The organism is Roseovarius marisflavi (assembly GCF_900142625.1).
Lineage (GTDB): Bacteria > Pseudomonadota > Alphaproteobacteria > Rhodobacterales > Rhodobacteraceae > Roseovarius > Roseovarius marisflavi.
In genome coordinates, this window is the sequence record NZ_FRBN01000011.1 from 14,671 (window position 1) to 36,592 (window position 21,922).

Consider the following 21,922-nt stretch of genomic DNA (forward strand, 5'->3'; position numbering starts at 1 on the left):
GCGCGCTCTTATTTGTCAATTAGATGCAAGCAGGGCGCCCGTCGGTCGTGAATACCGGGCACAACTCAAATCGGCGACTTCTGCGTCAAACCGTTGCGTTCAGCCCTGTAGTGCCGAAAACTTTCCGCCAGTCATCCATGACCGCGACCCTGCCTTGGTTCGGAACCGCCGCCAGCAGGCTATCCGTGCCATCCCTGGCAACGATTGCCTGCCATCCCGGTGCCAGCGCAAAAGCCGAACAAGACGGCCCCGCTCTGTCCAGACGGCGCAGGGTTCCCTTTGCCCCGCGATGCGCGGCAAAGATCTTCTCAACATGGTCAAGGCGCAGCAGGACGGCCTCGGGCCCCTCGCGCTCTACATCCCTGCCCTCGCGCGCCCGCATAATCCAGCCTTTCGCACGCGGCTGGATCATTTTCAGAAAGCCATGCATCCGGTTTTCGTGGCCCAAGCTTTCACTGACCTCTGCCAGACGCGCCGCCGAACAGGACTTGCCGCTTGTGGATGGATTCAATGCGCGGCCCATGCGCTGCAATGCTGTTCCTGCTGCCTGTTGGCCTATTTTCTTGATGGTTTGTGCATAGGCCCGCGCAGCGTCTTCTGGGTCTGTTTCGCCACCCTCAGCTTTTTGTTGGACCGTGTCATTGGTGCGCAACTCGATCAGACGCCTGTTCGATGCAACAAGCATCGCCTCAATTCCGCTATCAGACAGCAGTGCCATCTTGCGTGGCAGGACAGCCTCGTCAATTTCCCGCATGATAATGCGCAACAGACTTTGATGGTCTGTCGCCGTCTCTCGGATGTCCGCCAGAAGCTCGTCGCGATCCATGCCGAGACGCACCAAAGCACCACGCAAGTGACGCGCCGTTTCCTCGGATCCGATTTGGCGGGCTTTTGCAATTCTTACCATCACGCTTCCCCAGACACCATTAGAAATACCTTCTTTGCGTATGCCTTTACATGTGTGACCGCCTCAGCACGGTCACACACGCAGCAAACGACATCGGATTTCCTCTCTTGCGATCTGACAAAGATGCGTACATCGTCAGGTGTGGCCACGATGACGCTGTGGTCTGTCTCTTCTGCTTGGCCATCATCCGCAGACAAAGTATCGGAAACCCCGAAATTCAAAGCGGCCTGTTGGATGATTTCTTCCAGATAGTCCTGTTTGTGCTGACGGTTGGCGCTTGTGCGCAAGACCAGGCCCGTCTTCAGATCCCCGAACGAAACGAGCGAACAGCCGGGCACGCCGCATCGCATTTCGTCAAGGCATTCGGATATGGTCATTTCGCGCTCCAGATCGGCGGGACGTAGATGTGCGGGCCTCCAAACACACCTGCTCCCTTTTGCCTCATGACTTTTCTCACCAGTTGGCGTCTACCGAAGGGCTGGGCCGGGCGGTGCGCCCGCGCATCTCGGTCAGAACGCGCACTCGTTTCGGTATGACACTGCTCGACTTGTAGACCACAGGTTCGGCAGACGCATTTTGAGCGGACGGCGATGCTTCGGCCAACGACCTGCCCGCCATCTCTTGCGGCGCGCCCGATGCCGTGCTGTCCGGCAAATCCTGCACTTGCGAAGACTTGGTCGTTTCTTGCGATGCGACCGGCGCAGAACGGCCTTCTTCGGGTGCGTTCAGCAACAGTTCCACAAGGTGATCGACAAACTCCGCCGCTCCGCTCTCCTGCCACTTTTGAAAGTCGTCCCCTGCATTCAGCGCCTCGATAATCGAGATCGGATAGACCGCTTTGAACAAACCCTCGGTTTCCTTGCGGACGCGATTGATCACCCGATCGACATCGCGATCAACCCTAAGTTTGTCAACCTGTGTCACCAGCAGGATGTTATCTCCGTTCGTCCGCTCCCTGATCAGCTCCCATGCCGCCGCCTCGGATTGGCGCCATGCCTGCGTTGCCTGCGTGCACCACACGACGCTGTCGACGTGTTCGATCATGGATAACCAGACATCCGACGACATGCTTGGGTCTGAAATTCCGGGCATGTCAATCAGATCACATATCTCCAGAGTTTCCGAGCGGTTGTACAAACGGACCATCCTGGTTTCGTCAACGCAGATCGCTTCCAGATCTTCAATGTCGATCTCTCTCTCGGTGCCGTCACGATCCACGGCAATTGCGGCCTCAGCGCCGTAGCTGATCCAGATCGGGGGAAGCCGGGTTGCGGTCACCTGTACCGGCAGTGGCGCATTCCCAAGAAACAGTTTGGAAAGCGTGCTTTTCCCGGCGCTGAATTCGCCCATGAACGCCAGGCGCGGTTTTCGGGGCAATGGTGCCGGGCTTAGACTCTCAGTGTTCAATGTCTTCTCCTTGGTCATGTGACGTAACGCCCCAACGTCTTAAGCGTGTTGTTCAGCGCATCGTTGCGCGTTTGCTCATCTTTGTCGCAGAACATGTCTTCCACGGTCCCGGAGCGATGCGCTCCGGAAATCAAATCGAGCAGAATACCTTTCTGCTCTTCAAGAAAACCGCGCAGTTCCTCTACGAAGTCGTCTTCGATGGTAGAGGTCTGGACATCTTTCATCTGTCTCATGAAGTCTTCTGTCTCAGAGCGGATCAATTCTCGGAACTGCCTGGCGAAGGCTTGGTAGCCTCGCGTTCTTCGCCACCACATCGCCCACCAGCTATCATTGAAATCCAACGCAATCGTCTGCCCGAGGGTGACTGGCGACGGAATTTGAGGGATGCCGGGGACCGAGAGCTGAATACCTTCGACAGCCGGGCCAAAGCAGCGATAAAGTAAATGTGCCGTGTCAGATACTGCGGCTTCATAGTGTGCCTCGGCATCCTTGCGGACCTTGCTGCCCATGGTCGAGTATGCAGACCGCAGCAGAATGCGAAGTCCGGCCGGGTCATATTCCCAGATCTGCTCGTCACCATAAACCTCAAGGTGAGCCAGCAATGAATGTGTTGCGCGCTCGATAAAGTTCTCATGCACGCGATCTGCGCGTGTATGATATTCGGCAAAAATTTCTGCCATTGATGCCTTGAACCTGCTCAGGTTCGTCTCTGCTATCCGCTCGAATTCGGCTCGAATATCGTACATGCTGACATCAGATTTGAAATCGTTACCTTCAACCATTACCGTTCGCGCGGCTTTCTGTGATGTCGCAATTGCCACGGCTGAAGATGCAATTTTCTTCAGAAAGGGCTCGCCCAGGCTGAGTACGATTTGTGATGACAGTGCTCGCATGAGGGCGGGTAAGCCTGACAATTCCCACACATGGGCAGACGGCGACTGATCTATTTTTGTTGTACCGAGAACGGCTTTGGTAAGGTTCAGCAACGCATCGGCATTGGCTTCGGACATGTCGCCCAACTCTCCATGCAGAACCTTACCCGCCCAGTAGGCGCTACCGAAAATGATCTGTGCGTCCTGAGGACCATCATTGTTCTTCAGCGTCCCGCGAATGCTTTCCTCGATCTCGATCATCTGATTGGCCGGATCGGACAATTCATCAATGCGGTTCACGAAGATGATTACTTCGCGCGACTTGAGGGTCGAGATCATCCTGACCAACGCCATATCTACAGAGGTCAGTGCCTGCCCCGCAGACAGGACAACCACACACACGCGGCTGTCGCGGATGGCTCTGATCGTCACCATTTCGCGCATCATGAACGTGTCGTTGACGCCGGGTGTGTCGCGAAGACACAGACGAAACGGCACAGTATGGCAATTCAGGTAAAGCTCGGCCGACCGGGTTATATCTGCAAATCGGCCCTGATCATCACTGGCCGGCTCGTGACCCGGCACGTCAAAATCGTCGCCCAGGCAAATATACCGCTCAAGCAGGTTCTTGTCGAAATACCCGTACTCATGTTCCTGCCCCATCAGCAGTTCAAAATTTCTGCCGAGGCGCCTGCGGGACTTCTCGCGCATGGAGTGTATCTGTTCGCGTATCTTGCCCAGTTCGCCTTCTGCGCCGGCGCGCCCGGCCAGTTCGCCAATCCTGCCGCCCTTGGTGGTCAGGCGATCCCATTCCTCTTCGGTCATGAACTGGAAACGTGCCCCGGTCTCACCATTTTCGGCGGCGGGGGTCAGGTGAAGCGATGTGACCACAGAGGTCCAGGGATTGACATCCGAAGGCAACAAATCGGCCCAACCGGTCATGGCATTGATCAGCGATGTTTTCCCTGATTTCACCTGACCAAGGACCGTGACTGAGGGCTCAAAGGCCGCAAGTTGATCCTTCAGGCGGGACACTGACCGGCGCGATTCTTCTCCGGTCAGCTCGACAAGCCTATCCAGTGCGGCTTCAAGCTCTGCGGCCTTTTGGGCGAAAGCTGCAAGGTCTTCCATGCCAGAATTCAGATTAGTTCGGTGCGCTGAAGCCCGGATATTGGTGGCAGGATCAATTTCAACTTCAATGTTCATTAGATTTCCGGTGTCATTTGCGTTGCGGATACATTTCGCCGTATTTGAAAACTCGGAACAACCAAGCGTTGCGCACTTTTGCCATGGCAAAAATGGTAATCAAATGTGTTGATAATTGGACGGGTCTGAGGAAAGATTTCCTGAAGTTGAAAATTCTTTATCAGACGACTTTGTCTATAAGCTCCTTTCTCATCTGCAAAAGCAGGGTTACGGCGTCCAGCGCAGCCTCCTCGCTGTATTCCAGTTGGAACAACATCAGCATTTCTTCGCCCTCCTGCACGTCTTCGCGTACACCTTGGGCGGTGGGGTCATTTACCGGTGCCGTGTCGAGCAATCCTGCCAGCGACGACATTGCCTCCGTACAACTATTCAGAATGGCACCGGCATCCAGATTGTCATTATGGTCCATTTCATCAAGCATCTCGCGGGCGCGCTGTTGAAGCATGTCAACGGCTTCGGACAACAGGGCAACGGATCGCGCATCCGGCGCCACGTCATCCACAGCCACATCATCCGCTCTTGTCGCGACCTCGCTCTTTTCCTTGGTGTCCGGGCCATCTATGGCAATCGGATCCGGCATCTGCGGGGCCTCGCGCCCCTCGACATCGACCTCCGGCGTGCGTGCTGCCAGGCGATCCAGGAAAATCCGGGCCTGATCGACATCGGCGCCACGCCCCTGCTTGATCTGTCTGAGCACCGGCTCCATCAAGTGCTTTCCGCCACTCGACGTCCAGAGAGCCTGATTCAGACCCTCGCCGGATGTCTGCGCCGCGATCCCCTGAATAGTGGCCACGGGATAAAGCCCCATGAATTCATCCGCCACGATGGATTCCAGCCGGGCAATATTTTTTGACAGCACATCGCGCATCAACTGGCGGTCCGCCATGGTCAGAACCAAAAAGCTGTGATCCTTAATCTGGTCGGGCACGCTTGCCCACAGGTGCTGCTCTTCTTGGGAAAACTCCTGACTACACCAAATGATGATGTCCGCGCGCTCGCATGCGGAACTAAGGATCGCTCGTTTTTGCGCAAGATCGCCCGAAAGTCCTATCTCAACAAAAGTTTGGCTGATCAGTTTCGTATCGGGCAATTCTTGTCGGGCACGGATTGAATCCTGAGGACATTCGCAATCCTTCAGAAACCCCGGGAAACTGGTCATTGAGCCGTCCTGTCTTTCGAACAGACCGCGCTCTTTTTCGCCATAGGCCAGTTCTATGATAGGTACTTCCAAATGCTGGCCGATAACAGGTTGTGCCGACATCATTTCAATCAGAGTCGACTTGCCGCTTCCGGCGAGGCCGGTCACGACTACCTGCACTGGCTTTGTCAGGTGCGCCAGCAGACGTGCGCCCCAGCGGTCATAGGGGGCCGGAATATCGCCCCTGCCTAATATGTTTTCCAACCGATCGATAACCGGGTTGATCCTAATTGCCTGGTTCAACGGAGGTCTCCCCGAGAATTCATCATCCTGTTGCCTTCTTCTTCCGCATCACCTTTGCCATGATTGTGATCGACGTGTTGCTGTGTTGCTGAGAGCGCGAGATGGTTTGATCTTGATCTTGATCATTCCCAACCGTCCCGGCACCCTGCGCCATAACTTTTACGACACACAAAGAGACATTGTCCTGGCTGGGATCGTCCAGTTTCTGGACCTCTTTCATAAGGGCCGCGCCTATATCTTCCGCTGAGCGCTTCTGCGTGAAGCGCAGGACGCCCTCGATCTGTTCTTCGCAAAGAAATTGCAGTCCATCACTGGCAACAATAAGAATGTCGCCGTCCTTGATCTGTACCGGCACGGTCCGGCAATCAACCTGCGCAATATCGCGACCGATCAACACCGATGTCAGGCAGCTTTGGTCAGGGTAATTGATGGCCTCTTCACGGCCCATGATCCCGTTCGCAACCAGATAATCTATTTGGGACATAAGGGCGTGGTTCTCGTTCAGGCGTTCGAGCACGCCACTCCGGAACAGGTAGAGCGGGCTGTCGCCAACCGATACCCAGTACAGCCGGTCATGTATGAACACCGGCGCCAGCAAAGTGGCGCCCATGCCCTGCGCATCCGGGCACTCACGCGAATACACCCCAACACATTTGTTCGCACTGACGGTCGCCCTCTGCAGCACCTCGCCGATATGGGGCTCCAACAACTCCGGATCACCGGATTGCAGTTTCAGTTCGCTGAACACCTCGGTCACGACGATCTTGCTTGCGACATCACCTGCGGCATGCCCGCCCATTCCATCGGCCAGCACCACAAATCCAAACGCCTCTCCTGATGAGAAGTCCGAAACCACGGCATCTTCCTGCCGTTCGCGCCGCCCCAGGACCATGGCCATCGACGTGTCATAAACAAGATCAACCGTTGGATGCATGGGGCCAGTCCCTCTCTTTCGATTCTTCCCAGGTAAAGCCCGCGCCACAAAGCGGAACAAAGCGAAGCATCGTTTCACCAATCGTGATCTCATCACCCGCTGACAGTTCTTCGGTGCTCAGGACCGGACGGTCATTCCGCCGTACAAGGTTTGCCTTACCACCGTGACCGATGAAGAATATTTTCTTCGCGGGGTCATAGGCAATCGCGGCATGATTTTCGCGCGAAATGCTATTATCGCCGAAATCAAGCGGCACAGTCTGATCTTTGCCACGGCCGATTTTGCTAACGCCATTGAACAGCGTGAAGGCGGCACCTCGGCCCGGACCCGCGACGACGATTAACCACCCGAGCGGGAAATTGGTGTAGGCGGCAGGCTTTGCATCTGCGCCGCCCGTAATGGGGTCAATGTCGGCATCCTGACTGCTTGTGAAGCCAAGAAGCCGGGTCTTTACCCGACCCTGGCGGCTTGCCCCGCGGCCCACAGCGGGTTGCGGAACGTCGACTGCCTGATAGGCATCAGGTGCCTTGGGGGCTGACTGCGGCATTGCCTGAGGCGGCTCTGGTGACGCATCCGGTGCCTCTTGATCCATGTCAGAGGTGTCATGATGAAACGGTGACGTTGCCGCCGGTGTTCTCTCGACGGGATCAACGCTTTGCTCAAGGGGGGGCTGAACCACTGGCGCTGCGCGATCAACCTTCCCGTCCTGCGCTGTCTCAGAAGTTTCCGATGTGCGATATTGCGGTTCAGCAATCCAGGTCACGACAGGTTGCTCGTCCGCTCCGTTCTCTTCTGCATCGCAACTGGCCCCCTCCTGTTCTTCGAAGAAAATGTCCAGACCACCTGTAAAGTCTTCGACCTCTTTTTGTTGCGGCTCGCTGGCATCGGCACTCTCCGGTGCGGTCGTCGCAACATCCTCAAAGGTCACATCGTTAATCAATGCTTCAAGCTGCTGCTGGTCTGCCGCAGGGGCAGAATCTGATCGCGACAGGAACTCATCTTTTAAAGGGTCGCTCGCCTCTTTGGCTGCCGAGAGACCATTTGCCCGATGACTCATGTCGCGTTTTTCGCCAATGATATCGCGAATAAACTTCATTTTAGTTCCTTTCAGGTTTTATTTTTTCGGCCGAACGGCGCCATCTTTTGACAAGAGCGCTGAGTACACGCGACAACGTCGAGCCGGTGCCTTCAGCTTTAGATGAGGCGTCTTTTTCGGCTTTCTGATTTAGCTGACGCGCTTCATCCCGTTGTCGTTTTGATAGTTTATCCTGTTCGCGCAGCCATGCATCGACGTCATCAATCGGGCAGCCGAACATATCGACAAGCCGGTTGGGCTGATCGTCTTTCTCGGATTCCGCGGGTACTTCGACATGTTGCCTGGCCCGCGGGTCGAGTACCGGTTCGAGGCTGCTGTTGGTGTCCTCCACAAGCGATGAAATCGCTTCCGCCATGCTTGGATCAAGATCGTCGACCTGCGGTGCACTCTCTTGCAGAGATGCCGCAATATGATCCTGTTGCAAGGGCGCGGCCTCGCAGGTCTCGAGTACGTCCAACCAGTCATTTACAGACTGAAAGCGCTTCTGCTGCGAAACCGACAGGGCTTTGTCGATTGATGCCAGAAAAGCCGGATCAAACGCCCACGATCCGGAGGCAAGCGGTTTAAAAGGATCAGGTTGGCCTGAGCTCAAAGCTGCGAGGCGTTTCTGACAATCCGGCGGTGCATAACCGGCGATCAGGTGATAAAAGGTTGCACCGACAGAGTAGAGATCACTGGATGGCTCGTGCGAGCTATCCGTGTAGTAGAACTCATGAGGTGAATACCCATCCTTCACGGACAAGACAGTGGAAAGCACCCGTTTCGGGTTGCGAGCATCTTCGCGCGCGGCCCCAAAGTCGATCAGCGTCAAATTGTTCTGAGCATCCAGCAACAGATTGTCCGGTGAGATATCGCGATGCAGCATGCCGAAGTCATGCACATGATCCAATGCATTGAGTGTTTCGCTTAGCAATGTTTGAAGCAGGGTGTTGGTGAGGCGCCCCGGGTCGATATCCATCATCGACAAAAGATCCATGCCATCGACAAAGTCCATTGCGATGTATGCCGTGTTGTTCTCCTGAAAAACCTGGTGAACCTTAACAATGTTGGGATGTTCGAATTTGGCGAGCCTCAGCGCCTCTCGCAAAAAGTTGCGAATGACACTTTGGTATTGGTCCAAATAGCAAGGTTTGCGTGGGCGCACCTCGCCGTTGATCCGGCGGCAAATGGAACTGGGGAAGCACTCTTTGACGACAACATGACGGTTCAGGCTGTCGCGGGCCAGATAGGTCATGCCGAACCCACCGTCGATCAGGTGACGCTCAATCGTGTACTGGCCGTACAGCAGCCTACTACCGGATGAGAGTTCGTCGGTCTCATGCTCTTCCAAAAAGGTAATATTGTTTTGCACGTCGTGGTCTTTCCAGTTGGCAGCTCGGGAAGCACAAAGAGATTCAAAACACTCAATCAGAACGTGTGAGGCTGCACCGAAAATATGATCACATCATGGCAACAATTGGCCAATGATCCGACATCGCTCAAAAAAATGGTGTTGTCAGGTACTTTTAAACCCGTCTCGGGTTGGCGCCGAATGCCGGAAAATCCCCAGATTCTTAGCCGGTTCATCTAGCCACTATCTGATCCAAAAGAACCACAGGCTCAGTGTCGATGTGGAAGCAACGAGGCCGATACGTCAGGCCAAGGCCGGTTCCCTGCGCATGAGCTTGAACCGGGTTAAAGGCAGGCTTTATAACCGGCCGTTGGTCAGCAATGACATGAAGCGGGACTTGGCGATTGAGGTGTTGAACATGACCTTCGCATTTCGCGCACCACAACACCACAAAAGGACTGCATCCGTTATACGGATCGCGGCAGCCAATATTGTTCACATGACTATCAAAAATTCGGTCTCAGGAAAACCTTATGTTGTCCAGCCATTCCTTGACGGGAAAAATTCAAAGCATCTATTGCGGACTGCGACTCAAGAAGGAGCGGAAGACCGCCAGAGGTTGAGATTGCAATTGCACAGGTTCACCATGGCATCACCGCATGAAGCTTGCAAAAGAGAGCGTTACCTCCCGCACAAAGACCACCAAGAGCAGCACCGTGACCGGTGTTTTGCGTTAACCTGCATCTCGCTATCGGCTTTGCGCCTTGCCACACTGGCAGGACGCAGGTTTATCCCGCCGGCCGGAGATGAACCCCGCAACATGCGTCCCGGTCCGGGCCGTTTGCTTTCGTTCCCGGCCTGACGGCTTCGTCCCGCTTAGCCGACCTCGGCGCAAAGTGCAGCGAATGTTCTCTATCTGCGGTCGTTAATTCAAGGGCGTATTTCGGTCTCATCGAGTTCATGGTTCTCTCCGAGGTCGGCGATGCCGCCTCATAATGGCGTCGGGGACTGGTGCCTCAAAAAGGTCCGCTGCGAGGTCACCTAATTTTAGGCGCATCAACATTCGACGGCGAGGTCATCCGGCCACCGTCCCGATGGGACGTCTCTACACCCAGACGGGCGTATTCGGTTTTAAGTTAATTCATGTTGGTAATTCCTCTTTGGTCCAGGCGAAGGTCGTGCCATCGCGCCAGATGCGGGTCATGATGACGGCCAACTTTCTGGCCGTGGCAACGATGGCCTTCTTCATCCCCCTCCGCGCGACAAGCCGCATCGCCCATGCTTTGAGCGGCGAGAAGCGCGACACACGTTGGATCAGGATGTTGGCCGCCTCATAAAGCAGCTTGCGCATGGACCCGTCACCACGTTTCGAGATGCGCCCCGACCAATTCGTTTCACCAGATTGATATCGCCTCGGGGTCAGTCCTAAATACGCGCCTACATCGGTTGCTTTGCCAAACCGCGTTACATCGTCGATTGTCGCGATGAAGCTGAGGCTGACCAAGCAGGACATGAAATTTTTCTGCGATATGGTCACCGCGACACAGAACAATCATATGTGGCCTCCGAGACGGGATTTCTGGCTGGAACTATATGAGGACAAAATGATTGACGAGGCATGGGTCGCCTTTGGCGCATCTGCCCGGCAATACGCGCAACGCCATCTCGTGGGGTCTGATAACAACCATACGAACCGACGGTTCGGGCGACAATTGGACCGTGGCGGCAGCACATCCTTGCTGGTCATGCGGATCGGCAACAAGATCGTGGTTGATGGATGCCACAGTTACAAAACTCACATCTTTCGACAGAATGACCCGAAAGCGCCCAAACTCTATCAGAGAACCTATTACTGCGATGACATCATGCGCAGTTCGTGGAGTTCGAAATCTCACAGTTCGATTCCGAGCTGGAAAATCTGGGTGATGCAGAATGTCTGATGATCGTCCCGTTGCCACCATTTCCGCCGATGGCGTCGACATCCGCTTTGCGGAGAAGAAGCATGGACTACTGCAACGCCTGATGTCCACTTCGCCAGCAGAACAGTCTTTCACCCATCTGAATGACGACCACCGGGATCTTCTTTTTGCCATCGCAGACCTGCGGAATTGGCAGGATCAGCACCAAGGTGAGGTGGACAAACGCGACAGGCAAGCTGATGCTAAATGTCCTTGGCTCTGTCGCTCAATTTGAAAGGGAGATGATGCTAGAGCGGCAACGGGAAGGCATCGCCAAGGCGAAGGCGCTGGGCAAGTACAAGGGGCGGCGTCCAACGGCCCGAGAGAAGGCCCCTGAGATACGGCAAATGGTTGCCCAGGGGGTCAGCAAGCGAGAGGTTGCGGAAGCGTTGAGTGTCTCAGAGAGGTCGGTCTACAGGGTGCTTTGTGGGTAGGTTAAAAGCAACCTTCGGCAAAGAGCGGGTGGTTAACCAGGGTTTCGGTGGCCACTCGCACAATCCAAAGGCTAGGCCTGTTAAAGCGCTCAGCCATCGAGGCTTTGTTACTGGACGCAACTTTCTCACCGTCGACATTCAATTCATAAAAGTTGACATGGGCTGGTTTCAGTCAGTGAAATTAACCTGTTACTCGAAATTATTCTCCTTAAAGGGACAAGGGGAATAGTCAAACGCAGTTAGTTTGATCGTGGAATCACTATACCTCAGAAAATGCCGCTGATACCTGTGCTGCGGCTGATTGGCTTGCCAATATGCGCCGACCGTAGCGCGCAGGCATTTCAGGCGAACTCCAACGCCCCGCGACCATAATAGATGAAAGATCACATCTGAGTCTGAACGCATCATGCACCCCTCCCACGCGTGTGCTGTGTGCAGAAATGTCCTTCCGGCCAGTGCAACGCTTCAGAATCCGTGAGATTGTGGCAGGGTCCATATGCTGTACTTTCGAATTTGGTTGCGATTTAGTCAGCATCGGATCGTCGGATTTCAACCCAGCTATTTCAAGCCAGCGCAAAACAGATTCTGTCCCTGCCTCTGATAAGAAAGCGTAGGCTCCGTCGCCATAGGGGTCAGTTTTGGAGCGAGTAACATAAAGCAAGCTCGACCCGTCATCCTGGCGAATCAAATCTTTAACCTTGAATGCCACTATTTCCGAAGAGCGGCACCAACTGTCCGTCGCAATCCACAACACAGCTTTATCACGTTGCTCTAACCGGCTGTCCCCTAAGCTCTCGATGGCCTTTAGGACTTCTTTTTTACCAAGAGGCGGTGCCTGTCTTACCGCTGCTCCATATCTGCGTTTTACTGCCTTCAACGCGAGTTGGACCAACCGGTCTCTACATGGCGTAGCCTCAAACGCCGCTCTATGCATTTCCGTGATAGCCCAGAGCCGTGTCTCAATCGTGGAGCTTTTTACCTTTCCACCAAGGTAATCGACATATGCAGCAACTACCTTTGGATCGATAGGTAGGCTGGCGTCAAATCCTTGATCCTCACACCATGCGCAGAACGTTGCTTTGATTTGCCGGTAGTTCCGACGAGTCCCAGGGGCAAATGCAGCTTCAGACCGTCGCCGGTACTCTTCTATCACGTGCTCTCTGGAAACAGTTGGATTTTGTGCCAGTTGTACGGCTGCTGCTAGTCTCTCGTCGATGCGGTAAAAATCGCGGTTCATCTGAAGCCTCCCAGTTTCGCGTTTATAAAAGCATACTTCGGCGCGGTTTGTGCCGCTTCAATGCCAGTCGAGTTAACTGTTTGTTAGGAATTCATAGGTACAGTGAATCCACTTTCATTGTTGGAGAACAGCCAATGTCGCGGGAGAATATCATTGAGTTGGAGATCATCATATTAGGCTACGTCGAAAGATACGGTCTGACGGAAAGGGCCCGTAGATATTTCGTCAACCAGTCATCGAAGATTAATGCATCCGCGCAATGCAAATTACTTTCAAATGAAGAAGAGTGCGGCCTAGAAAAGCAAGGAAAGTGATCGCCCAAAAGGAGAGTTTACTTGAAAGACTGAACGTCAAAATGCACAATAAGTGGAAGACGTGAGGCCATGGTCATTTACAATAGGAATGGGATGGCAGCTTTCTACTCTCTTTGGTCTCCAAAGATGTGTATTTGCCGCCTGAATAACGGGGGCAATCTCTCGCCTGCCCAGCGCCAATTGCAAGCGCTCCAATGTCTCTCTCAGATGCATCGAAACAGGTCCCAACCCATCTGTCATAGGTCTTTTTTCCGGTGAGCCAGCAGCGAACGGGTTTGCGAAGTATTGCCTTTTGCATCCATCGCTTAGCCGCCTGGCCGCCACGCTCATTCAACTCTGGACCATCTACGCCCTTCAGCCTGACGGGCAAATTGCTGACTTCGATGGTATCCACGTCTCGGACGTGGGTGACGCGACCTTCAATCCACTCACCTGCGCTTACAACTGTGCTGCCAAAGATTATCATTAAAAGAGAAATTCTAAGCGTATTCATTCAAGAATTTTCCTGGCAGAATTGGAGATTTTCAATCATGAGGCCCAGCATAGCCGACGGCCTTACCGAAAACCCCTTAAATGCATGATGCAACCTTTGGCCAATAAAGACCTAAGCTTCGTAGGCCAAAGGTGAAGAGTCATATTTGGATCAAATAACCGTCAAGTCAGTGGCAGTGATAGGGTTTCGAGCCTGCATGGCAACATTGTCCACTAGGAGAATCCTTACGGCAGCCACCACCATGCTGAACGGCAGAGCTTGGCGACACCAGATTCACATCTGCTGCATACCCCGCAAATAGAGGTTGCGCCGCGAGCAAGGCCACCAATGCAGCGCTAAAGCTAAGACTTTTCATACTTTTTCTCCTAATTGAATACGCCCCTGAAAGAAACGGTAGTGGTTCCCACCGCATCACTCAATGCCTTTAGGTTGAATTTTTTGAATACTTTCAACTTTTTCTTACGGCCTAAGTCAAAGCCAATAACTTCCCCGAGAACCGAGTTGGCGACTGTTGGTGGGAATACATCGCACCACTGACGCAAGAGAGATAGAAATGCGTAAGTCGATCCTAATCAATGGAAAAGACCGGAGCTGAGCACCGTTTCCACGCGATCAGAATTAAGAGAACTCGCAAGTAAATTGTACTAAACTGTTGATTTTTTGGAGAGGCCTAGTCCAGGTACCTACACCGTTTAGGATTTTCAGAGGTTGAACATGAGTGATTTGAGCGAAGCAATTTACAAGGTCGATGGTCAACACAGGGAAGCTTTACAGTGGTTTGCTGATAGAGCAGGTGCAGTGGTGTCGTGGGCGGAAATTTCAGCACACGCAGATACAGGTGCTAGGTTAGCAAACCTGGCGAAAGGCATTTATAAACCCGCATACACAGATTTAGCATTAAGCGTAAAACAGTTGATTTCCAGTCCATACGCAGACTCGGACACAGACTTTCGAGCTGATGGCAGTTGGAGTAGTCAATATTATCAAGAAGGACAAAAAGCCGAAGAGCGTGACCAGTTCGCCACTAACCGCGGATTGATAAATTGTATGGAGCAAGACGTACCTGTTGGGGTCTTGCTTCAAACCAAAGCTGGTAGGGGCGCTCAGTATAGGATTCTGGGGTTAGCACGGGTAGTCGGTTGGGAAGATGGTTTTTTTACACTAGAAGGTTTTTCGTCCGATGGCGATATTACCCAACTCAGAAGAACACCTGGGCCCGTGGCAATACTCACCAAGGAAAGCGCTAAACTGGCTTGGAAAAGTGATTTTGACCTCCGAACCATCGAGGATGTGCGGAAACGTGCAATTGCGGAAATAGTAGTTAGACGAGGGCAGCCTGGCTTTCGTGCTGCTATTCTCAATGCTTACAGAGGGAAATGCGCAATTACCTCCTGCGACGCTGTTGAGGCATTAGAAGCTGCGCATATTACTCCGTACCTCGGCCCAGAATCTAATCACGCACAAAACGGCATTCTGCTGCGCGCTGACATCCACTCATTATTCGATTTGGGGCTGATATCAATAAATCCGGAAACCTTGTGTGTAAGGTTATCTGACAAACTCAGGCCGACCGTATACGGTGAATTCGACGGGCAAAAATTTTCCCTGCCTGCTGACCTTGCCTCGCAGCCTAGTTTAGATGCCCTTAAATCTCACTGGGAGTGGGCAGCCATTTAGGGCGTTGTCAGGTGCTCAGCGATTTGCAGCGTGAACCAAACCCGCACATAACTTGACCCTGCTTCAAACCTGGGCTGCCAATTGTGGAGCATCGACACTGACAAACGTTCTCAAAACCGGATTGGCTTCTTTTGTGTGTGGTGAACGTGTGTGGTAAGTGTGTGTGGTTTTGCATTTACGTGAATTGGTATTATGGTTTTAAATCAAACACATAAGCCACCGTAAGAAAGGTGGCGGAGCCGATGGGATTCGAACCCACGAGACCCTTCCGGGCCTACTCCCTTAGCAGGGGAGCGCCTTCGACCACTCGGCCACAGCTCCGTCGATGTGTTTATGAAGTTGTCGCAGGATGCACAACCCGTTCTTTTGCTTTGTTTGAAAAATTTCCGTCTTAACCTGACCTTATTCCTTCCGGTGCGCCGCCGGAATTCGTATGGTCAAGAACAACTTTACCTACAAACCCAAAAAGGCCCCCACATGGACAGCGCAACGGGTTTTCTCGTTCGATGCAGGCAAGGGCCGCGCCATGTCTTCAACGCGCGCAAAAAGAGTGATCGAGGGTGAGTTTCGCGCCAGCCATCCTGCTTTTACCGCCATGCCCAAAATCAACTTAACCCTATCAAGAGCGACCGATGCCACCGCACGTCCTCGGCCGTCATCAAGAAAGTGCTCGAAACGTACATGGCGGGCCGCGTTACCTTTCACGTGCTTGAGAAAGATGTCGAAAGCATCATAGTTAACGACCCGGCTGACCGTGACAGCTGGAACGATATGAAGAATGACCTGCGCCAAGCGAGAAAGAATGCGGCCCGGGTCTTTGCCAGCAAGCAAAAATGCGAGGTTTATGCGCGCTCAAGTCTGGCAACGATCCAGGCTCTCTACAAGATGTTATTCGCCGCGCCGCAAAACACATTCACCGGCGATCGCCGGACAAACCAGAGCGTGGGAGAACACTTTGATCCGCGCGTGGAACGCGACCACAAAAACCAATGGTCGCTATCGCCACGCAGCCGCCGACAGGCAAGGCTACGCGACCGGAATCCGGAACTTCACGAGGGCTATTCTGTCCGCAGATCGGCCTCAGGTGTTGAACAGGAAGTGCAGCACGTCGCCATCCTTGACGATATATTGCTTGCCCTCGGCGCGCATCTTGCCGGCGTCTTTGGCCTTCTGCTCGCCGCCAAGCGTGACAAAATCGTCATAGGCGATCGTCTCGGCGCGAATGAAGCCCTTTTCAAAGTCGCCATGGATGACCCCGGCGGCCTTGGGGGCCGGGGTGCCCGCCGGAATGGTCCAGGCGCGGGCCTCTTTCGGGCCGACGGTGAAATAGGTTTCAAGGTGCAAAAGCTCGTACCCCGCGCGGATAAGGCGATCCAGGCCTGCCTCATCAAGCCCCATTTCGGTCAGGAACATCTCGGCCTCTTCGGGGTCAAGCTGGCTGATTTCCTCTTCGATCTGCGCCGAGATCACTACGCTGGCCGCGCCCTGTTCGGCGGCCATTTCGGCGACGCGGGCCGAGAAATCATTGCCCGCGCCGGCACTGCCCTCATCGACATTGCAGACATAAAGGATCGGCTTGCTGGTCAGCAGTTGCAGCATCTTCCACGCCTTAAGATCTTCGGCGTCCACTTGAACCGTGCGGGCGGGTTTGCCCTCTTCAAGAGCGGCCTGCGCTGCGGCCAACAGGCGATCCTGCGTCACCGCCTCTTTGTCGCCGCCCTTGAGCTTGCGCACCAGACCGGCGCGGCGCTTTTCGATCGATTCGAGATCGGCCAGCATAAGCTCGGTCTCGATGGTGTCGGCGTCGGCCACCGGATCAACCCGGTCCTCGACATGGGTCACGTCGTCGTCTTCAAAACAGCGCAGCACATGGGCGATGGCATCGACTTCGCGGATATTGGCCAGAAACTGGTTGCCCAGCCCCTCGCCCTTGCTCGCGCCCTTCACGAGGCCGGCGATATCGACAAATGTCATGCGCGTCGGGATGATCTGTTTCGAGCCTGCGGTCGCCGCCAGCTTGTCCAGCCGCGCATCGGGCACGGCCACTTCGCCGATGTTCGGCTCGATGGTGCAGAACGGAAAATTCGCGGCCTGCGCGGCGGCCGTTTTGGTCAGCGCATTAAAAAGCGTCGACTTCCCCACATTGGGCAGCCCCACGATCCCCATTTTAAAGCCCATGACGCCACTCCTTATTCATGCAGCGCCGCTTCTATTGGCAGTCCGGTCCAGACGCAAGCGCGCCTTTGGCAAAACGCGGGGGTCTGGGTCTGGGCCTTTACGCCGCTCGATCGCCTCAGATGTCAGGCCTGCACCTATTGCTGCGCCATTTGATGCCTTGGTCCAAGGAGAAAAACCATGAAACTAAGGGCCGCGGCGGCGCACACAACCGTCAGATACACCGGATTGAAGCTGCCGGGAAACAAGGCAAAGGCCGTGCCAAGAATAAGCAACAGCGAAAGCGAGAGGGAAATTCCAGGACGAACGAAACACCCTAGTATAATGGTTGCGAAACCCTGTGAGCTGAGAAAAACCCACAAATAATAGAATAGAATTCCAAAGCTCACGCCGCGCGGTTTGCCCCAGGTATAGACGGAAACGGCGTTTATGACGGCGAGAATGAGGCTGTACAAAACCGCCAGTGCAATTGCCTTGAAGATACGCTTGTCCAAAATTTGATCCATCAAACCCAAAACTGAACCCTCGCGTTTGGCCGGGAATTTGTCAATTTGGCCGGGCAAGAAGTCGGAGACGTGGCCGCCCGACCCTCATGCGCCAAAAGTCATGCCCCGAGATTGGCGAAACAACCTCGCTCAAATTCTATCTTTTCGGCTCAATCCAGTCCAAATCCCATGCCGGACATGCGAAAAACTTTCACTTGCCATTGATTTCCGCCGCGCGCTGCCGCAAACGGTATCCAACAATACGGGATAAAAGAAATGACTCGGATCGACGCCAAATTCGCTGACCTTCAAGCCGCAGGCAAGAAAGCCTTCGTGTCCTATATCATGGCGGGTGATCCCGACTATGACACCGCGCTTGAGATCATGCAGGGGCTGCCGGAGGCGGGCGTCGACATCATCGAGCTTGGCGTGCCCTTTACCGACCCGATGGCCGATGGCCCCACCATTCAGCTTGCCGGTCAGCGAGCCCTTGCCGCGGGCATGACCCTGAGCCGCACGCTTGAAATGGCGAGCGAGTTTCGCAAGACCGATGACACCACGCCGATCGTTCTGATGGGCTATTACAACCCGATCTACAATCGCGGCGTCGATAAATTTCTGGTCGATGCCAAGGCGGCCGGGATTGACGGGTTGATCGTGGTCGACCTGCCGCCCGAAGAAGACGACGAGCTTTGCATTCCGGCACAAAAGGCCGGGCTCAACTTTATCCGTCTGGCCACGCCCACAACCGACGATAAACGCCTGCCCAAGGTTCTCACCAACACCAGCGGTTTTGTCTATTACGTCTCGATCACCGGGATCACCGGCGCCGCCGCCGCCGAGGCGGTTGATGTCGGCCCCGAAGTGGCCCGCATCAAGGCACAGACCGACCTGCCGGTCATCGTCGGCTTTGGCATCCGCACGCCTGAAACCGCGCAAACCATCGCCAGCGTCGCCGATGGCGCAGTTGTCGGCTCGGCGATTGTCGGCAAGATCGCCGAAGGCGAAAGCGTGGCCGACGTGCTTGAATTTGTGCGCGGTTTGGCAGCGGGCGCGCATCGCGCCTAAGGCGCGTCACAAGAATGCGCCTTAGGCGCGTGCTCGTCTGTGCCTAAGCGGCACCTGACCTCCCCTGCGACGACAGGAATGATTGCGCGATTGCCTTGGCGTTGGTAAAGGGTCTTTACCAATTTCCAAAAGGGAACGACTGATGCCCGTGATCACCAATATCGACGACCTCAAGAAGATCTACGCGCGCCGCGCGCCGAAGATGTTTTATGATTACGCGGAATCCGGAAGCTGGAGCGAACAGACCTTTCGCGAGAACACCAGCGATTTTGACCAGATCTACCTGCGCCAGCGGGTCGCCGTCGACATGACCGGGCGCACCACCGCCACCAAGATGATCGGCCAGGACGTGTCGATGCCCGTTGGCCTTGCGCCGGTGGGCCTTACCGGCATGCAATGCGCCGATGGCGAGATCAAGGCCGCCCGCGCCGCCGAGAAATTCGGCGTGCCCTTTACGCTCTCGACCATGTCGATCTGTAGCATCGAGGATGTGGCCGAAAACACCACCAAGCCTTTCTGGATGCAGGTTTACACCCTCAAGGACGACGATTTCATGCAGCGCCTGTTTGATCGCGCCAAGGACGCCAAATGCTCGGCGGCGATGATCACGGTCGATCTGCAATTGCTGGGACAGCGGCATAAAGACCTGAAAAACGGCCTTTCGGCCCCGCCCAAGCTGACTGTGAAATCGGTCACCAACATGATGACCAAGGTGCAATGGGGCCTTGGCATGCTTGGCACCAAGCGCCGCTTCTTTGGCAATATCGTCGGCCATGCCAAGGGCGTGAGCGATCCGTCCTCGCTTAGCACCTGGACATCGGAAGCGTTTGATCAGGCGCTCAACTGGGACCGCATCCGCGAGTTTCGCAAGATGTGGGATGGCCCGCTTATCATCAAGGGCATCATGGACCCGCGCGATGCGCGCGAGGCGCTGAACGTGGGGGCCGATGCGATTATCGTTTCGAACCACGGTGGTCGTCAGCTTGACGGGGCGATCTCGGCCATTCGCGCCCTGCCCGCGATCATGGATGCGGTCGGCGACAAGATCGAGGTGCATCTTGATAGCGGCATCCGCTCGGGACAGGACGTGCTCAAGGCGATGGCCCTGGGCGCCAGCGGCACCTATATCGGGCGCGCCTTTGTCTACGGTCTTGGCGCCATGGGCGAAGAGGGCGTCACCCGCGCGCTTGAATGCATTCACAAGGAACTTGATAGCAGCATGGGCCTGTGCGGGCGCACCGATGTGGGCAAACTTGACCGCGACATCCTGATGATCCCCAAGGGCTTTGCCGGCGACTGGGAATAACGCCCCTTCGCCAGGTCGAAACCGGCGCGATTTGCCCTTTCCAAAGCGCGCCTCGTGGTCTATAGGCACAGGCCTTACCGCGGGGCTACAGCCTTGGAGGAGCCCCGCCCTTATTTATGGAGAATTATCATGGCTGGAGAAATTCCTGATCTTCAGGCCCAGGAACGTACGGGGACAGGCAAGGGCGCCGCTCGTCAGGCGCGTCGCGCCGGTATGGTTCCGGGTATCGTTTTTGGTGGCGACGTCGATCCGTTGCCGATCAACATCCCGTTCAACGTCCTGTTGAAGCGCCTCAAGAAAGGCCGTTTCAAGTCGACCCTGTTCAACCTTCAGGTTGAAGGTCAAGACGACGTTCGGGTGATCTGCCGCGACGTTCAGCGCGACGTGGTCAAAGACCTTCCGACGCATGTCGATTTCATGCGCCTGCGCCGCACCACCAAGATCAACCTGTTCATCCCGGTTGAGTTCATCAACCTCGAAGACTGCCCGGCGATCCGCAAGGGTGGTGTCATGGCCGTTGTGCGCAACGAAGTCGAAATGATCGTGACCGCGGGCGAAATCCCCGATCACCTGACCGTCGACATGGGCAAGGTCGAGAATGTTGGCGACACTGTCACCATCTCTGACGTTGATCTGCCGGAAGGCAGCAAGCTGGTCATCAGCGACCGCGACTTTGTGATCTGTAACGTTTCGGCGCCGTCGGCACTTAAATCGAGCGGCGATGACGAAGACGAAGAAGATGCAGTCGAAGCAACCGAAGAAGGCGAAGGCGAAGAGGCGTAAGACCGCCCTGCCCCTTGGCACTATTATCGAGAAACGCGGCCCCACACCGGGGTCGCGTTTTTTCATGACGGCGCTGTTATCTGTCGCGGACCCGGCGAAACCCGAGGATACGCCCGCGCGACGATAGCGGATCGTAGGTCAGCCCCGAGACCGACATGCAATCGACGATCCGCTTGATCACCACGTCGGAATAGCGCCCGGGGTGCAATTCCATCATCACCGCGCGCACAAAGGCCGGCCAAGGCGCATCAAACAGATGCTCTTCGGCGCCTTCGATATCCATGATTACAACATGCGGGCGATAGGTCTTGAGCAGATCGCCAAGCCCAAGATGCGGCACGCTCACCACCGAGTCAGGGGTGGTATCCATATCCGCGATCCGTGCCGCCCAAAATGTCTTTTTGTTATCAAATTCAATCGGCTCTGCGGCACCCTTCATGCCACCAACCGCGCCGTGCAGCACGGTCGCCGCGCCAAATCCGTTGCGCTCGAGGTTGCCCCGGATCACCGGCAGCATGTTGGGATTGCCCTCGACCGTGGTCACATTCCCGGCGCCGGTGATGCTCGCGCAGACCGAGGCGATATAGCCGATCCCAGAGCCAAGCTCCAGCACCCGCTGCCCCTCGCGCAGGCGCATCCGCGCGGCATGCGCCTCATGCGCCTCATAGCCGCCAGTTGACAATTTGTCCGACAGCTTGGGGTTCAGCATCTCATCGGGCACCACAAGGTGAATACCGTCAATCTCGAACTCTGCCATCCTGCGCGCCCTCTGCCCGTTGATTCCCCGCGCATCGCGGCG

At 55.1% G+C, this 21,922-nt stretch carries 21 protein-coding genes, 1 tRNA gene and 3 pseudogenes; 8 read left to right on the forward strand and 17 right to left on the reverse strand.

What is annotated here, in order from left to right; translation table 11 throughout:
• Positions 1 to 85 precede the first annotated feature (85 nt).
• From BUB78_RS10970 to BUB78_RS11005, 8 genes are all read right to left on the reverse strand, one after another.
• Positions 86 to 907: a hypothetical protein gene (locus BUB78_RS10970; protein ID WP_139279314.1), complete on the reverse strand. Its 822-nt coding sequence runs from the start codon at positions 905 to 907 to the stop codon at positions 86 to 88.
• Positions 907 to 1,284, reverse strand: a complete 378-nt coding sequence (locus BUB78_RS20340) for a hypothetical protein (protein ID WP_139279315.1) — start codon at positions 1,282 to 1,284, stop codon at positions 907 to 909. Before BUB78_RS20340 ends, BUB78_RS10970 begins: the two co-directional genes overlap by 1 nt.
• A 76-nt stretch (positions 1,285 to 1,360) precedes the next feature.
• A complete protein-coding gene (locus tag BUB78_RS10980) occupies positions 1,361 to 2,332 on the reverse strand; it encodes a dynamin family protein (RefSeq protein WP_073198093.1) in 972 nt (323 codons plus the stop codon).
• The gene (locus BUB78_RS10985) at positions 2,329 to 4,392 is read right to left on the reverse strand and encodes a dynamin family protein (RefSeq protein ID WP_073198095.1); all 2,064 of its coding nucleotides are present in this window, start codon (positions 4,390 to 4,392) and stop codon (positions 2,329 to 2,331) included. The genes BUB78_RS10980 and BUB78_RS10985 overlap by 4 nt, the downstream gene beginning before the upstream one ends.
• Before the next feature lie 160 nt (positions 4,393 to 4,552).
• Positions 4,553 to 5,833, reverse strand: a complete 1,281-nt coding sequence (locus BUB78_RS10990) for a hypothetical protein (RefSeq protein WP_073198097.1) — start codon at positions 5,831 to 5,833, stop codon at positions 4,553 to 4,555.
• A 22-nt stretch (positions 5,834 to 5,855) separates the two neighbouring features.
• Positions 5,856 to 6,767 (reverse strand): PP2C family protein-serine/threonine phosphatase, encoded by a 912-nt coding sequence (locus BUB78_RS10995; RefSeq protein WP_073198100.1) that lies wholly within the window; start codon positions 6,765 to 6,767, stop codon positions 5,856 to 5,858.
• Complete coding sequence (locus BUB78_RS21145; RefSeq protein ID WP_073198101.1) at positions 6,751 to 7,863, reverse strand: FHA domain-containing protein; 1,113 nt, start codon at positions 7,861 to 7,863, stop codon at positions 6,751 to 6,753. Before BUB78_RS21145 ends, BUB78_RS10995 begins: the two co-directional genes overlap by 17 nt.
• Position 7,864: 1 nt before the next feature.
• On the reverse strand, positions 7,865 to 9,214 hold the full coding sequence (locus BUB78_RS11005; protein ID WP_073198104.1) for a serine/threonine protein kinase: 1,350 nt from the start codon (positions 9,212 to 9,214) through the stop codon (positions 7,865 to 7,867).
• A gap of 352 nt (positions 9,215 to 9,566) precedes the next feature.
• Between BUB78_RS11005 and BUB78_RS20350 the strand changes: the two are divergent.
• Positions 9,567 to 9,706: pseudogene (locus tag BUB78_RS20350) on the forward strand (IS3 family transposase); the annotation flags it as partial.
• 628 nt (positions 9,707 to 10,334) lie between these two features.
• Here the strand turns inward: BUB78_RS20350 and BUB78_RS21150 are convergent.
• Positions 10,335 to 10,544, reverse strand: a complete 210-nt coding sequence (locus BUB78_RS21150) for a hypothetical protein (protein WP_245813452.1) — start codon at positions 10,542 to 10,544, stop codon at positions 10,335 to 10,337.
• A 15-nt stretch (positions 10,545 to 10,559) separates the two neighbouring features.
• Positions 10,560 to 10,706, reverse strand: a pseudogene (locus BUB78_RS21155) (transposase); the annotation flags it as partial.
• On the opposite strand from BUB78_RS21155, the gene BUB78_RS11020 reads away from it, so the two are divergent.
• The 3 genes and pseudogenes from BUB78_RS11020 to BUB78_RS11025 all read left to right on the forward strand — a co-directional run.
• The gene (locus BUB78_RS11020) at positions 10,678 to 11,133 is read left to right on the forward strand and encodes an EH signature domain-containing protein (protein ID WP_073198107.1); all 456 of its coding nucleotides are present in this window, start codon (positions 10,678 to 10,680) and stop codon (positions 11,131 to 11,133) included. The pseudogene BUB78_RS21155 and the gene BUB78_RS11020 overlap by 29 nt on opposite strands.
• Complete coding sequence (locus BUB78_RS21160; RefSeq protein ID WP_245813453.1) at positions 11,126 to 11,386, forward strand: hypothetical protein; 261 nt, start codon at positions 11,126 to 11,128, stop codon at positions 11,384 to 11,386. The genes BUB78_RS11020 and BUB78_RS21160 overlap by 8 nt, the downstream gene beginning before the upstream one ends.
• Positions 11,337 to 11,585, forward strand: a pseudogene (locus BUB78_RS11025) (recombinase family protein); the annotation flags it as partial. The gene BUB78_RS21160 and the pseudogene BUB78_RS11025, both read left to right, overlap by 50 nt.
• 259 nt (positions 11,586 to 11,844) lie before the next feature.
• Here BUB78_RS11025 and BUB78_RS11030 read toward each other — a convergent pair.
• The gene (locus BUB78_RS11030; RefSeq protein ID WP_073198109.1) at positions 11,845 to 12,822 is read right to left on the reverse strand and encodes a tyrosine-type recombinase/integrase; all 978 of its coding nucleotides are present in this window, start codon (positions 12,820 to 12,822) and stop codon (positions 11,845 to 11,847) included.
• Between the two features lie 387 nt (positions 12,823 to 13,209).
• Positions 13,210 to 13,629: a thermonuclease family protein gene (locus BUB78_RS11040; protein ID WP_245813450.1), complete on the reverse strand. Its 420-nt coding sequence runs from the start codon at positions 13,627 to 13,629 to the stop codon at positions 13,210 to 13,212.
• Between the two features lie 714 nt (positions 13,630 to 14,343).
• On the opposite strand from BUB78_RS11040, the gene BUB78_RS11050 reads away from it, so the two are divergent.
• A complete protein-coding gene (locus BUB78_RS11050) occupies positions 14,344 to 15,306 on the forward strand; it encodes an HNH endonuclease (RefSeq protein ID WP_073198117.1) in 963 nt (320 codons plus the stop codon).
• Between the two features lie 231 nt (positions 15,307 to 15,537).
• Here the strand turns inward: BUB78_RS11050 and BUB78_RS11055 are convergent.
• From BUB78_RS11055 to BUB78_RS11070, 4 genes are all read right to left on the reverse strand, one after another.
• Positions 15,538 to 15,627, reverse strand: a tRNA-Ser gene (locus BUB78_RS11055).
• A 132-nt stretch (positions 15,628 to 15,759) separates the two neighbouring features.
• The gene (locus BUB78_RS11060; RefSeq protein ID WP_073198119.1) at positions 15,760 to 16,137 is read right to left on the reverse strand and encodes a hypothetical protein; all 378 of its coding nucleotides are present in this window, start codon (positions 16,135 to 16,137) and stop codon (positions 15,760 to 15,762) included.
• A 249-nt stretch (positions 16,138 to 16,386) separates the two neighbouring features.
• Positions 16,387 to 17,484 (reverse strand): redox-regulated ATPase YchF, encoded by a 1,098-nt coding sequence (gene ychF / locus BUB78_RS11065; protein ID WP_073198121.1) that lies wholly within the window; start codon positions 17,482 to 17,484, stop codon positions 16,387 to 16,389.
• A gap of 134 nt (positions 17,485 to 17,618) precedes the next feature.
• Positions 17,619 to 17,996 carry a hypothetical protein gene (locus BUB78_RS11070; RefSeq protein WP_220084002.1) on the reverse strand — a complete coding sequence of 126 codons (378 nt, stop codon included), beginning with the start codon at positions 17,994 to 17,996 and terminating at the stop codon, positions 17,619 to 17,621.
• Positions 17,997 to 18,242: 246 nt separating this feature from the next.
• Here BUB78_RS11070 and trpA point away from each other — a divergent pair, with 246 nt between their 5' ends.
• The 3 genes from trpA to BUB78_RS11085 all read left to right on the forward strand — a co-directional run bounded on the left by trpA (position 18,243) and on the right by BUB78_RS11085 (position 21,123).
• Positions 18,243 to 19,034: a tryptophan synthase subunit alpha gene (gene trpA / locus BUB78_RS11075; protein WP_073198124.1), complete on the forward strand. Its 792-nt coding sequence runs from the start codon at positions 18,243 to 18,245 to the stop codon at positions 19,032 to 19,034.
• A gap of 142 nt (positions 19,035 to 19,176) precedes the next feature.
• Entirely contained in the window at positions 19,177 to 20,340 is a 1,164-nt protein-coding gene (locus BUB78_RS11080; protein WP_073198127.1) for an alpha-hydroxy acid oxidase, read from the forward strand.
• A gap of 129 nt (positions 20,341 to 20,469) precedes the next feature.
• Positions 20,470 to 21,123: a 50S ribosomal protein L25/general stress protein Ctc gene (locus BUB78_RS11085; RefSeq protein ID WP_073198129.1), complete on the forward strand. Its 654-nt coding sequence runs from the start codon at positions 20,470 to 20,472 to the stop codon at positions 21,121 to 21,123.
• Positions 21,124 to 21,199: 76 nt separating this feature from the next.
• On the opposite strand, the gene BUB78_RS11090 is transcribed toward BUB78_RS11085, so the two are convergent.
• Entirely contained in the window at positions 21,200 to 21,880 is a 681-nt protein-coding gene (locus tag BUB78_RS11090) for an FkbM family methyltransferase (RefSeq protein WP_073198131.1), read from the reverse strand.
• Positions 21,881 to 21,922: the final 42 nt, after the last annotated feature.